Here is a 13335-nt window from a genome sequence, read left to right on the forward strand (position 1 = left end):
CTTGGCGTGACTGGCCGTTCACGTCCTCACCGTCCGGCGGGTGCGGGGGGTTGCTCAGGGGACGAGCTCGAAGATCGTCGCATTGGCCTGGCCGCCGCCTTCGCACATCGTCTGAAGCCCGTAGCGGATGCCGCCGTCGGCCATGTGGTGGATCAACGTCGCGGCGATGCGTGCGCCGGATCCGCCGAGCGGGTGACCGAGCGCGATCGCACCACCGACCGGATTGAGCTGTGATTCGGGCACGTCGTACTCGGCCTGCCAAGCGAGCGGCACCGATGCGAACGCCTCGTTCACCTCGAACGCACCGATCTGATCGATGCCGAGGCCGGCCTTCGCGAGCGCCTTCGCGGTCGCCGGGATCGGCCCCGTCAGCATGATGTTCGGCTCGCTGCCCACCACGACCGCCGTATGAACCCGCGCGAGAGGCTTCCACCCGCGCGCGTTCGCGATGTCCGAGGTGGTGATCAGCAGGGCGGCGGCCCCGTCGCTGATCTGGGAGCTGTTGCCGGCGCTGACGACGCCGCCCTCCAGGAAAGGAGTCCGCAGCTTGGCCAGCGTTTCGATCGAGCAGTCCGATCGCACTCCCTCGTCGGAGCTCACGACTCCTCCGGGGGTCTCGATCCCCACGATCTGCGCGTCGAAGGCTCCGCCGGCGATGGCGCTCGCGGCTCGTTGGTGGGAGCGCTCGGCGTAGGCATCGAGTTCGCCGCGACCGAACGACCACTCGCGGGCGATCTGCTCGGCTCCGAGTCCTTGGTTCGGCAGACCGTCCCCATAGCGCTTGGCATACAGATCACCCAGCGGGGATTGGTCGCCGACGGCCGAACCCATGGGGATGCGTGACATCGACTCGACCCCACCGGCCACGACGACGTCGTAGTGCCCGGCGATGACGCCCGCGGCGGCGAAGTGGACGGCCTGCTGGGACGAGCCGCACTGGCGGTCGACCGTGGTGCCGGGGACCGACTCCGGCCACCCCGCGGACAGCGCCGCCGTACGCGCGATGTCGAAGGTCTGCTCACCGACCTGGCTGACGCAGCCCCAGATCACGTCGTCCACCACCGCCGGGTCCAGCGACACGCGATCGGCGAGGCCGCCGAGCACTCGCGCGGACAAGTCCGCAGGGTGGACGCCCGAGAGCGCTCCCGCCCGCTTGCCGATGGGGGACCTGACCGCCGCCACGACCACAGCGTCTCGCATGGAATCTCCTTGAACTAGCCGTGTTGGTTGGACCGTAAGTTCGACCAGCGGTGGTTCGGCGCCGCACCGCATCAGCACGGGTGCGGCGCCGAACCACCGGATGGGGTCGGGCTCATTCCTTCCGGAGCGGGAACGCCCACGGGCGCAGCGGCGACCCGGTGGCGCCACGGAGGCGCAGACACGCTGCGAAGAACCCGAACTCGTACACCTGTGCCGCGGCGAGCTCCTCCAGGTCGAGCACCTCGATCAGGGGCGCACCCGCTTCGGCGAGAAGGTAGGTGTGCACCGGCGTGTAGTTGTCGGGGTCGGGCGACGGTCCCTGCTCGACGCACATGGTGTCGGAGCCGACGATCATCGCCCCCTTCTCCACGAGGTGCACCGCGGCGGCACGGGTCAGTCCGGGCGGATTGTCGCCCCACTCGGTGGCGTCCGGCCAGGCCCGCATCCTGCCCGTCCGGACAAGGACGACGTCGCCGAGCCGGAGCTCGACGCCCTGCGCGGCGAGGCACTCGTCGACGTCCTCGGGGGTGATCCCGTACTGGTCGGGGAGCATGTCGACACCGCGCAGGGCGGGGAAGTCGAGCAGGACGCCCCGGGCCACGATCGGCGGCATCTTGTCGGCGCCCGCGACGCGCCAGTGCCGGGTGCCGAGGTGCTCCCGCTCGGTGAAGTTGTTGTAGATGCGCCCGTTGTAGCCGTAGTGGTTGAGCGTGTCGATGTGGGTGCCGGTGTGGGTATACATCATCATCGCGTCGCCGGAGTAACCGATGTACTCGGTCATCTCCCGCGAGATCCCCGGGAGCTCGTCGATGACCGTGCCGTGCGGCGTGTGCGTCATCCAGATCTGGTACGCGGGGTCGCCGACCATCTGCCAGGACGGCATGCCGATGAAGTAGTCCACGGACAGGTCGAACATCTGGGTGGCGTCGATGCGGCTCATGATGGCCGCGCGGGACTCAGGGCTCATCAGGTTGAGCCGGCCGATCTCGTCCTCGGGCCCGTACGGGCTCGTGGCCACCTGGCGATCGGCGCCGGACGCGGGGTTGTCGGACATAGCGGTCTCCCTCTCCTCGGGGGCTGTGCCATGGGACTGCGGTCGTGCTGTCGGCGGGGGGCGGTGTCGGAGACGGACTAGTCCGGTGACACGGCTGGAGCCGCCAGATGGAAACCGGTCAGCCGTTGGTAGGCATCGGCCGCACGCAGGACGGTCTCCTCGTCGAAGGGCCTTCCGATGATCTGCATGGAGAGGGGCATGCCGGCCCCGTCGAAACCGACCGGAACGGCACACGCGGGGTGCCCGGTCAGGTTCCACTGCGCCGTGAACGAGGCGTTGGACCAGCGGTCCATCATCGCGGGATCGGTCTCCTCGAGGAGCCGCGCCCCCGTCGGCATGGTCGGCATGACCAGCACGTCGCAGGCGTTCATCGCCTCGGACACCTCGCGGTCGAACACGGTCGCGATCCTCTTCGCCTGGACGTAGTCCGCGGCGCCGTACAGCGCGCCCTTGGCGAACAGTCCGCGCACGTAACGCCCGTAGTCGGACCAGTGCGCCACCAGATCGTCCCGGTGATAGGCGAATGCCTCGCACAGCAGCACGATGTGACTCGAGATCCGCGCCATGTCGGCGTTGGGCAGGTTCACCTCCACCACGTCGGCGCCCGCGTCCCGTAGTACCGAGAGCGCCGCGGTCACCCGTGCCCTGACCGGATCGGCGACGTTTCCGGTGTCGAAGAAGTAGCGCTTGGGCCAGCCGATCCGCAGTCCTCGCGCGGAGCCGTCCAGCGCCTCGAGGTACCGCGGCACCGGTCGCCGGCTCGATCCGGTGTCACCCGGGTCGTAGCCGGCGATCACCTGGGACAGCAGGGCGCAGTCCCACGCCGACCGCGCGATGAGGCCGGCCGCGTCGAGACTCGGCGCCAGAGGCAGCATCCCGGTGGCCGGGATGCGCCCGCGGCTCACCTTGAGGCCGGTCACGCCGTTGAGCGCGGCGGGGTGCCTGATCGAGCCGGCGGTGTCGGTGCCCAGTCCCCCCAGTGCCAGGCCGGACGCGACCGCGATGGCCGTGCCAGAGCTCGACCCGCCGGCGTAGCGATCGGTGTCCCACGCGTTGCGCGGCATCGGGAAGCCCGTGGCCGGGTCGTTCAGCCCGAGGGCGAACTCGTTGGTCGTCGTCTTGCCGACGACGATCGCGCCCGCGTCCCGCAGGCGTGCCACGGCGGTCGCGTCGCCGTCATCCCGCCACTGCCGGGGAACGACCAGGCTGTTCGCCCGGGTGGGTCCCTCGACCGTGGCGATGACGTCCTTGATCGCCAGCGGGATCCCGTGCAGCGGGCCCCGGTCCCGTCCGGCGGCCAGCTCGCGGTCCGCGCGGGCCGCCGCCTCGAGGGCGGCGTCGCGGAACGTGCTGACGTAGGCCCCGAGCCTCGCGTCGAGACGATCGATGCGCGCGAGAACACCGTTCATGAGCTCGACCGCCGACGTCGTCCCGTCGCGAAGCAGGGGGGCGATGTCCTGGATCGTCCGGGCGGTGGCCCGGGGACCGGGGGGATCGGCCGCGTCGACCGACGTGAACGCCGATGGCGTCGAGGTGTCGCGCGCGACGCCGTCGGCGACCGTCCGGTGCAGCTCGTCGGCCTGGTGCCGCAGCGTCTCGTAGTCGCGCACGTTGGAGGTGACCTCGTCGGCGCTCATCGTCAGGCCGGCGATGTCGAGAAGGGTCCGGACCCGCTGCTCGGCCGAGGTCATCGCGCTACGGATCCGCGGCGACGGGACGAGCCGATGCCCGGGTTCATCTGTCGATCCAGCTCGTGTAGCGGCCCTTGAGCATGTCCCGGCTGATGATCATCCGTTGGGTCTCGGTGGAACCCTCACCGATGCGGCGGATGCGCAGTTCGCGGTACCAGCGCTCGAGCGGCAGGTCCTTGGTGACCCCGTATCCACCGTGGATCTGGATGGCACGGTCCACCACGCGACCGGCCGTCTCGGTGGCGACGATCTTGGCGATCGCCACCTCGCTACGGAACGGCCGGCCGCTGTCCGCGCGCTCGGCGGCGTCCAGCGTGAGGGCCGCGGCGCTCCGGAGCTCGATCTCGTTGTCGACGAGCATCCACTGGATGCCCTCGTGGTCGGCGAGCTTCGAGCCGAAGACCGAACGGGTGCCGGCGTACTCGACGGCCATGCGGTGCGCCATCATCGCCACTCCCAGACAGCCGGCGGCGTAGGGGATGCGGTTCTTGGTCAGCCGCTCGGTGGCCATCGCGAAGCCCTGGCCGACCTCACCGAGGACCGCGTCGGCCGGCACGCGCACGTCCTCGAACACCAACTCGGTCGGATAGTGACCCGAGCGCAGGGTGTGGATCACGCGCCGGACGGTGAATCCGGGGGTGTCGGCGTCCACGATGAAGCACGTGATGCCGCCGCGCCCGGACCCCTGGTCGCCGGTACGTGCGAAGACCAGCCCGAAGTCGGCCGAGTCCGCGCCGCTGATGAACGTCTTGTTGCCATTGATGATCCAGTCCGAGCCGTCCTGCTTCGCACGGGTCTGGATCGACCGGGCCGGATCGCTTCCGCCGGACGGTTCGGTGAGCGCAAAGAAGGAGCTCTTCTCACCCCGCAGGATCGGGAACAGATAGCGTTCCTTCTGCGCGTCGGTCGCCTCGTACAGCTGCGCCATGTCCTGCTGGCCGAAGGCGGCATAGCAGGGCGAGTACAGACCGGCGCGATGCTGCGACATCTCCATGGCCAGCAGTGTTCGCGTCACGGTGTCCGCGCCGACTCCGCCCAGTTCCTCCGGGACGTCGAGGTTGTACAGCCCCATCTGCTTCGTCTTGGCGACGAGGCCGGCCAGGACCGACGGACTGAGTTCGCTCTCGTCGGGGTCGAGGTCGAACTCCAACGGGATGATCTCGTTGCGGACGAAACGGCGGACGTTCTCGATCAGAGTTCGCTGCGTCTCGGTGGTGGCCAATCCCATGAACACTCCTCTAGTTCGATCGAATGCGTCCGGTCGGCGCATCGACGCCCGCCAGGTTTCGGGGAGCCGCACCGGTGTCGTTGGTGAATACCTGCACGAGCTCGCGATAGCGCGAGATGTAGGCGTTCGTCCGCTCGTACCTGAAGGACAGCTCCGGCTGCTTGCCGAGCCATTCCTCGAGTGCCCCGCGGACTCCGAACAGACTGTTGCCGCCGGCGAAATCGATGGCGATGATGCCGCCTTCGTCAGCGATTTCGAAGACTCCGACCGAAGCGGGTACCAGTGCGATGTTCTCCGCCGTGAGCGCTGTCCAGGGCTTGGACATGGACACGCTCATATCGTTCCCACAGCCTCGCGCGAGCGATCGACGGCCGCGTGACCGTCCGGCAGAAGTGCCCGCGGAATTTCCACACATCGTGAACGCACGTATTCACCAAGTCCTTTTGCTTGCGGATCGGGACGCGTTGTCGCGGCGACTCCGTCGTCGAGCAGACCGCGCACGACGAAGTTGACGGCCCGCATGTTGGGCAGCTCGTACCGCTCGATCTCCAGCTCCGCCGCCTCGGTGAGCAGACCGCGCAACCGGTCCTCGTCGAGGTGGTCCCGCAGCCATGCGAACGCCTCGTCGGTGCGTGCCCAGAGACCGATGTTGGCGTCGCCGCCCTTGTCGCCGGATCGAGCGCCGACCACCCGTCCCAGCGGTGCCAGGACGGTGTCGTCGTCCATCGCCCGCGGCACGCGGTGCGGGTCGCCGCGGTGCGGCTCGTGGCGCTCGGCGGGTGGGCGGGGCACCGGCAGGCGCCGCCCGTCCTGGAAGACGACCTCGGGTCGAAGGACGTCGACCGGCACGAGCGTCGGCCAGTAGACCCCGTAGGCGGCGGCCGACCGTTCGGCCCGCTCGACGTACATGCCGGGGTAGCTGGAGAGGCCGAACTCCGCGACGGCGTTGAAGAACCGGCGCCCCACCTTGCGCTCGTCGGGGTCCTTCACCGTGATCCGGAGGCGCGCCTCGGCCTGGACGTTCTCCGGCGCGTCCGGGACATCGGTGCGCAGCAGCCGGACGTCGGTCTCCGCGAACGTGTCCGGCCCGCCGAGTCCGTCGACGATGAGGGAGCGGACGGCATGGTCGGCCTTGGCCTCGATGTCCAGCCCGGTGACGACGAACGTGGCGCTGTTGCGGTAGCCGCCGTGGTAGTTGAGGCAGACCTTGGCGGTGTCGGGCGCGGGACGGCCGCGAACGCCGCTGACCCGAACGCGGTCGGTGCCGTCGTCGGACAGGCTGATGGTGTCGAACCGGGCGACGGCGTCCGGGTTGAGGTAGTCCGGCGCGCCGATCTCGTAGAGAACCTGTGCGGTGACCGTCTCGACCGTCACCGCGCCGCCGGTGCCGGCGTGCTTGGTGATCACGAACGAGCCGTCCGCCGCCATCTCGGCGATCGGGTAGCCCGGCCGTCCGTTGTCGGGCAGCTCGGAGAAGAAGGAGTAGTTGCCGCCGGTGGCCTGGGGGCCGCATTCGATGATGTGCCCGGCGACGACGGCGGCGGCCAGCCGGTCCCAGTCGTCCAGCCGCCAGTCGAACGCCCAGGCCGCCGGTCCGACCACCAGCGCGGCGTCGGTCACCCGGGGGCACACCACGATGTCGGCGCCGGAGCGCAGCGCCTCGGTGATCCCCCAGCCGCCCAGGTAGGCGTTGGCGGTCACGGGCTCGACGTCGGCCTCGGCGAGGCTCTTCCCGGAGCCGAGGTGCGCCAGGGGATGACCGTGCCGTTGAAGCTCCGGAATGCGGTCGAGGAGGTCGTCGCCTTCGATGTGGGCGATGCTGGGATGGAGCCCGAGTCGCTCGGCCAGGCGTCCGAGCTCGATCGCGAGCCCGCCGGGATTGAGCCCGCCGGCATTGGTGACGATCTTGATGTTGCGATCCAGGCAGGTGCCGAGCACCTGCTCCATCTGCGCCAGGAACGTCGTCGCGTAGCCACCGGCCGGGTCGCGCTGCCGGGCCTTCCACAGGATCAACATGGTCAGCTCGGCGAGGTAGTCGCCGGTCAGGACGTCGAGTGGGCCGCCCTCGACCATCTCACGGGCCGCAGCGAAACGGTCTCCGTAATATCCCGAGCAGTTTCCAATCCGGAGGACGTCGCGTGTCGCCGACATTTTCACCATTCTCTGTTCACTCATCCTCACAGCGGCAATGCGATCGTGGCGGTCGCGATGGCGCACACCGTGTCGTCGGATTCCCGGGTCTCGGTGACGTTGAGGTGGACCAGCCCGTGGCTTTCGTCGACCTGCTCGGCACCCGTGACCTCACCGGCACAGACGAGAACGTCGCCGGGAACCGCATACCGCCGGACCGACACACCCAGCTTGGTCAGCCGTCCGCTCGCGCCCATCCACTCCGTGCACAGCGTCACCAGGAAGGCGCCGTGCAGATGAGACTGGACCAGGACGTCCGGATAGCCCTCCTGCTCGGCATAGTCGGCATCGAAGTGGATGCGATGGGTGTTCCAGGTCACCGCGCTGTACCTGAAAAGCTGCAACCTGGTCGGAGCGTGGCGCATTTCAGGCAACCGGTCACCGACGAGGACGGCGCCGAATCGGAGATCCCGGCTGGTAGCAGTACTTGAGCCGCTCATCGGAGCAGAACCTTCCGTGTCGAGGTCACCAGGGGGAGTTCGTCGTCGCCGATGAATTCATGCCGGTAGCGAACGACGATGAATGGTCCCTTGCGTCCTTGCAGCAGTTCGGCGTCGATCACCGTGGACCGCTCCACGACGGTCGTACCGGCCGTGATGGGCGCGTGGAACTCCATGTCCTCACCGCCGCCCATCACCCGTACGCCGCTGGTGGGGATGCCCTCCAACTGGAGCGCCTTCGGGGTGCCGTCGGTCCGGAGGTCCTCCGCGGCGGGTCCCTCGTCCCAGCAGGTGATCGCCGTCACCAGGTTGGGCGGGGCCACGATGTCCGCGTGTCCGCGACTGCGGGCGAACTCGGTGTCGTGGTAGAGGGGGTTCGACTCGCCGATGGCGCGGGCGTAGCGCCGGATCATCAGGGCGGTGACCGCCCCCAGCGAGTGGGTGGTCTCGGAGCCGATCTTGGTCCGGACCGAGTCGAGCAGCGTCTCGTCAACAGGCATGGGTTCTCCTAGACGACGTTGTCGTCACGCAGTTGCCGGACTTCGGCGGCGTCCAGGCCGAGCCGCTGTTCAAGGACTTCCTCGGTGTGCTCACCGAGGGTGGCCGCCGCTTCGGCCGGCAGCGGCGCCGAGGCCGCGAGGCGCAGCGGGCTGCCGAAGACGTACGCCCGCCGGCCGGCCGCATCGCTCACCGGCCGGATCATGCCGTCGGCGCCGACGAGCGGCCCGGACATGACGTCGGACAGGCCGAGTACCGCCGAGCAGGGCACCCCGGCCTCCTGCAACCGGCCGGCCACGTCGTCACGGGTGAGCTCGGCGGTCCAGGTCGCGACGATCTCGTCGAGCTTGTCCATCTGCGCCACCCGGGCGGGTGGTGAGGTGAACGCGGGGTCGTCGGCGAGATCGGCACGGTTCATCAGCCGGCACAGCGTCTGCCAGTGTCCGTCGGTCATGCACAGGATCGCCACCCAGCCGTCCGCCGTCGGATAGACGTTGTAGGGGCAGACCGCCAGTCCCCCGTGCCGGTTCCCGGTCCGCTCCGGAAGCGTCCCGCCGCTGTCGAGGTATCCGGCGATGCTGGAGGTCAGCGACGGGATGACGGCGTCCTGCATCGCGACCTCGACATGCTGGCCCCGGCCGGTCACCGTGCGCTGGTAGAGCGCCGCGGCGATCGCCCCCATCAGGTGCGTGCCGCCGAAGAAGTCGGCGACCGCGGGCCCCGCCTTGGTCGGCGGCTGGTCGGGGCGTCCGGTCGTCGCCATCACTCCGGTCACGGCCTGGATGGTCAGATCCATGGCGCGCTGCCCGGCTTGGGGCGTGGAGGCACCGAATCCCCGTCCGGAGGCGAGGATGATCCGCTCGTTGGCCTGTGCCAGCACCTCGTAGCCGAGGGACAGCCGCTGGAGAGTGCCGGGAGCGAAGTTCTCCACGACCACGTCCGCTTGTGCGACCAGGCGCAGGAACAGGTCCCGCCCACGGGGATCCTTCAGATTCAGCCGCAGGCTCTTCTTCCCGCCGTTGAGCAGGTCGAACGCGGCCGTCTGCTGCTCGCCGACCACGCGCCACCGCACCGGCTCGCCGCCGAACGGCTCGATCTTGATGATCTCCGCGCCGAGCTGCGCCAGCAGCATGGTGCAGTAGGGGCCGTTGTACACCTGACTGAGGTCGAGGACGACGATGCCGTCGAGAGTCCGCCGTTCTGTCAAGGCAGATCCTTTCTCCGGGAGGGACTGCGCGAATCTGCGAAACACGCGTCCCCGTTGAGCTGTACCCGCGCCCCACCTGCGGTCTTGAGGGAAAAACATACTACTGCGTAGCTCGTTACGGAAGGGGTCTCGGGCCGGGTTCGAGGAAAGAGAGCGGCCTGCGTGCGGTCTACGGGAATCGCGCGCGGCAGGTGGGGCCGCGCGGTCCGGTCGGCCGAAGATCGGCTTTTCGCCGCCGGAGCGCGGCCGGGTCGCCGAGGGCGATGACGGCCGGGTCGCGGTCGTCTCTGAAGCCTCGGCCGAACGTGTCCGTTCTGGACGCCGGGGGCGCTTCACCCGGCTCGCGACTCCGGTCGATCAGACAGATGCGTCGCAGCGTCCGCCGGACACCGTCACGCTCTTCGAGCCTGTCGGCGCACCGGCCGGCGGACGGGCCGACAGCCGTGGTCGCCGGGGGCCCGGCGCGCTGTCACGGAAGATCCCTGCTCAGTCCGTCCACCGGTTCCAGCGGGTGATGGTCTCGATGGGGGGGCGCTCGGCGGGCTTGAACTCGTCACCGATCGTGTAGGCGACGGGAAGCAGCGCGACGGGTGTCATCGTGTCGGGCAGTTGCAGGATCTCGGTGTACCGCCGTTCGTCGCTCCCCACGAACGGCGTCGTCAGCACCGAGCCCATCCGGCGGGACCGCAGCGCGAGCTGGAGGTTCCAGATCGCCGGGAAGATCGAGCCGTAGAACGCGGCAGGATGCCCCGATCTGGGCTCGTCGATCCGTCCCTGGACGCACGGCACGATCAGCACCGGGACCTTCGCCAGGACCGTGGCCAGATACCGGGCGCTGTCGTGGACGCGCCTGGTCTGCGGATCCTGGATGTGCGGATACCGCCGGTCGATGGTCGCCAAGGTGCGGCGCGCGTAGATGTCCGCCACGCCCGCTCGCACCTCGGGGTCGTCCACGACCAACCAGCGCCACGCCTGCTGGTTGCCGCCGGTGGGCGCCTGCACCGCGAGACGAAGGCATTCGAGGATCACGTCGTGCTCGACCGGCCGTTCGAGGTCGAGCCGACGGCGCACGGCACGTGTGGTGGAGAGGAGCTGATCTGTAACCGCGGTGTCCATCAGGCCTCCCATGGGCGGTTCATTGACACGGTTCGGCTCGTTCGGGCTCTCGTCCGTCCCGGTCGGCATGGAGCACGAATGCGCAGGTTCCGCCCATAATGCCGCACGCAGCGACGATGCCGGAGGGGTGGCGTGCCGTCACCTGTTCACTGGGTCGCCGGCGCGTCCGTCGATTTCTTGCCGTCCTTGGCGAGGAACTGAGCGACGCGGGCCTTGATGTCGTCGGTGCCGAAGGACTCGTGTTCGGCGGCGAGGGCGAAGTTGAGCACGTTGTTCGCCGAGTCGAGCAGGTGCATGTTGAGGGCACGCTTGGTGTCGCGCACCGACTGGGCCGGCAGTTCGGCGAATCGGTGCGCGAAGGCCTTCGCGGTCTCCAGCACCTCGCCGGCGGGCACCACCCGGTTGCACAGCCCGGCCCGCGCGGCCTCGGCGGCGTGGAGCCGGTCACCGAGCAGCAGAAACTCCTTGGCGGTGAGCATGCTGGTCAGCCACGGCCAGGTGACCGCGCCGCCGTCGCCGGCGACCAGCCCGATGTTCACATGCGGGTCGCTCAGGAACGCGTCTTCGGACATGACCACGAAGTCGGACATGGTGGCCAGGCTGCACCCCAGCCCGACCGCCGGGCCGTTCACCGCCGCGACCACCGGCAGCTCGCACGAGAGCATCGCCCGGACCAGCCGCTCACCCTCCCGGATGTCGCGACGCCGCGCCACCGGATCATGGTGGTTGCGGATGAAGTTCGGCACATGGCCCCCGGCACTGAACGCCCGACCCGCACCGGTGAGCACCACCGCGCGCGCGTCCTCGTCGTCGACCAGCAGGTCCCACACCCGCCGCATCCCGACATGCAGCGCGTCATCGAACGAGTTGAGCGCATCCGGCCGGTTCATGGTGACGATCCGCAAGGGTCCGTCCACTTCTACCAGCAGATCGGGTGCCAAGTCCGAATATTCCATCCGAAGCCTCCTCCGTACTCCCCCGCCGCACAGCGCAACGGAATCCGTTAGCAAGAAATAACCTACGTGGTAGTATGCCAGAAGTAAAGGGCTCCTCCACCCGACCACCGCCCTTGCCAAGCAGCGCTTTAGGAGACCCGACGTGGCAGACCTCGAGTACACCGTGCAGGACGGGATCGGCACCCTCCTGCTGAACCGCCCGCACGTGAAGAACGCGTTCACCCTCGACATGATCGATCAGTGGGGCGAGGCGCTGCGCTCGGCGCGAACCGACCCCGGCGTACGGGTCGTCGTCGTCACCGGCGCCGGTGACGCCTTCTGCTCCGGCATCGACCTCCAGACGTTCGAGGCGGAGGCCGGCGGGCCCCTCGCGCTCAAGTCCCTGCTCACCGAGCGCATCCACCGGGTCGCCCACGCCGTCGAGGATCTGGACAAGCCCCTGATCGCGGCCGTGAACGGGATCGCCGTCGGTGCCGGGATGGACATGGCACTGATGTGCGACATCCGGCTGCTGGCCCAGTCGGCCCGGCTGTCCGAGGGCTACATCCGGATCGGGCTCGTGCCCGGAGACGGCGGCTGCTACTACCTGCCTCGGCTGGTCGGGATGGCCAAGGCACTCGAACTCATGTGGACCGGGGACTTCGTGGACGCCGACGAGGCCCGTCGGATCGGCATCGCCCAGCACGTCCACGCCGACGAGGACTTCGCGGCGGCGTGGCGGCGCTACGCGCGCAGGCTCGCGGAACAGCCGCCGATCAACGTGCAGATGATCAAGAGGGCGGCCTATCAGTCCGCGCGCACCGACGTCCGGACCGCGCTCGATCTGATCTCCTCGCACATGGCCGTCGTGCACAGCACGCACGACTCCGCCGAGGCGATGGCCGCGTTCCGCGAACGTCGCGCGCCCGTGTTCGAGGGACGCTAGCCGGAGGAGAGTGGAACATGACCGCAGAAACGACCTCGTCGAGGGCGCAGAGTCCGGTGATCGTCACGCGGGACGGCGCCACGGCCACCCTCACCCTGAACCGGCCCTCCCGCAAGAACGCCATCGACGACGAGGGCTGGCACCTGCTTCGCGCCGCCCTCGAGGATCTGGCCACCGACGACGCCGTCCGGGCCGTCATCGTGACCGGGGCCGGCGGCGACTTCTGCGCGGGCGCCGACCTGGGGCGCCCGTCCGGCGACGAGCACCCCGCCGCGCGGATGCGCCGGGTCGGCAACATCGCGATCGCCTTGAGCGAGCTGCCGAAGCCGGTGATCGCCAAGGTCGAGGGGGTCGCCGCGGGAGCCGGCTGGAACCTCGCGCTGGCCTGCGACCTCGTCGTCGCCTCGACGTCCGCCCGGTTCTCCCAGATCTTCGCCCGGCGTGGACTGTCGATCGACTTCGGTGGATCCTGGTTCCTGCCCCGGCTCGTCGGAATGCAGCAGGCCAAGCGACTGGCGATGCTCGCCGAGATGATCAGCGCCGAGGAGGCCCGGGAGCTCGGGCTGGTGACCTGGGTCAGACCGGAGGACGAGGTGGCGGACTTCGTCGCCGAACTGGCCCATCGTCTCGCGGCGCTCCCGCCGGTCGCGCTCGCCCAGTCGAAGGCGCTGCTGCACCAGGGCGCCACCCAGACGCTGCGCGAGGCGATCGACAACGAATCGCGGGCGCAGGCGGTGAACCTGGCCACCGAGGATGCTCCGGCCGCGTTCCGCGCCTTCCGCGAAAAGGCCGAACCACCGGCCTACACCGGTCGCTGGGCCCTGCGCTGA

The 13335-nt window shown here is 69.3% G+C and carries 13 protein-coding genes; 2 read left to right on the forward strand and 11 right to left on the reverse strand.

Annotated elements, in window-relative coordinates; genetic code table 11:
- Positions 1-54 precede the first annotated feature (54 nt).
- The 11 genes from OHA34_RS14380 to OHA34_RS14430 form a co-directional block, all read right to left on the reverse strand.
- Positions 55-1200, reverse strand: coding sequence for a thiolase family protein (locus tag OHA34_RS14380; protein WP_329521894.1), 1146 nt, complete (start codon positions 1198-1200; stop codon positions 55-57).
- A gap of 112 nt (positions 1201-1312) precedes the next feature.
- A complete protein-coding gene (locus tag OHA34_RS14385; protein WP_285941506.1) occupies positions 1313-2254 on the reverse strand; it encodes a cyclase family protein in 942 nt (313 codons plus the stop codon).
- A 77-nt stretch (positions 2255-2331) separates the two neighbouring features.
- Complete coding sequence (locus OHA34_RS14390) at positions 2332-3945, reverse strand: amidase (protein ID WP_329521895.1); 1614 nt, start codon at positions 3943-3945, stop codon at positions 2332-2334.
- 43 nt (positions 3946-3988) lie between these two features.
- Entirely contained in the window at positions 3989-5167 is a 1179-nt protein-coding gene (locus tag OHA34_RS14395) for an acyl-CoA dehydrogenase family protein (protein WP_285941509.1), read from the reverse strand.
- Positions 5168-5183: 16 nt separating this feature from the next.
- Positions 5184-5498, reverse strand: a complete 315-nt coding sequence (locus OHA34_RS14400) for a DUF7508 domain-containing protein (protein WP_443029652.1) — start codon at positions 5496-5498, stop codon at positions 5184-5186.
- 8 nt (positions 5499-5506) lie between these two features.
- On the reverse strand, positions 5507-7324 hold the full coding sequence (locus OHA34_RS14405; protein WP_285941512.1) for an acyclic terpene utilization AtuA family protein: 1818 nt from the start codon (positions 7322-7324) through the stop codon (positions 5507-5509).
- Between the two features lie 26 nt (positions 7325-7350).
- Positions 7351-7683 carry an acyl dehydratase gene (locus OHA34_RS14410; RefSeq protein WP_329521897.1) on the reverse strand — a complete coding sequence of 111 codons (333 nt, stop codon included), beginning with the start codon at positions 7681-7683 and terminating at the stop codon, positions 7351-7353.
- 116 nt (positions 7684-7799) lie between these two features.
- Entirely contained in the window at positions 7800-8303 is a 504-nt protein-coding gene (locus OHA34_RS14415) for a MaoC family dehydratase (protein WP_329521898.1), read from the reverse strand.
- A gap of 8 nt (positions 8304-8311) precedes the next feature.
- Complete coding sequence (locus tag OHA34_RS14420; RefSeq protein WP_285941516.1) at positions 8312-9508, reverse strand: CaiB/BaiF CoA transferase family protein; 1197 nt, start codon at positions 9506-9508, stop codon at positions 8312-8314.
- A 486-nt stretch (positions 9509-9994) separates the two neighbouring features.
- Positions 9995-10624: a nitroreductase family protein gene (locus OHA34_RS14425; RefSeq protein WP_285941518.1), complete on the reverse strand. Its 630-nt coding sequence runs from the start codon at positions 10622-10624 to the stop codon at positions 9995-9997.
- 146 nt (positions 10625-10770) lie between these two features.
- Positions 10771-11541: an enoyl-CoA hydratase/isomerase family protein gene (locus OHA34_RS14430; RefSeq protein WP_329521899.1), complete on the reverse strand. Its 771-nt coding sequence runs from the start codon at positions 11539-11541 to the stop codon at positions 10771-10773.
- A 181-nt stretch (positions 11542-11722) separates the two neighbouring features.
- Between OHA34_RS14430 and OHA34_RS14435 the strand changes: the two genes are divergently transcribed.
- Together OHA34_RS14435 and OHA34_RS14440 are read left to right on the forward strand one after the other, a co-directional pair.
- The gene (locus OHA34_RS14435) at positions 11723-12505 is read left to right on the forward strand and encodes an enoyl-CoA hydratase/isomerase family protein (protein WP_329521900.1); all 783 of its coding nucleotides are present in this window, start codon (positions 11723-11725) and stop codon (positions 12503-12505) included.
- A 17-nt stretch (positions 12506-12522) separates the two neighbouring features.
- Positions 12523-13335, forward strand: a complete 813-nt coding sequence (locus tag OHA34_RS14440) for an enoyl-CoA hydratase/isomerase family protein (protein WP_329521901.1) — start codon at positions 12523-12525, stop codon at positions 13333-13335.

Source organism: Spirillospora sp. NBC_01491, from assembly GCF_036227065.1.
GTDB classification, from domain to species: Bacteria; Actinomycetota; Actinomycetes; order Streptosporangiales; family Streptosporangiaceae; genus Spirillospora; species Spirillospora xylanilytica.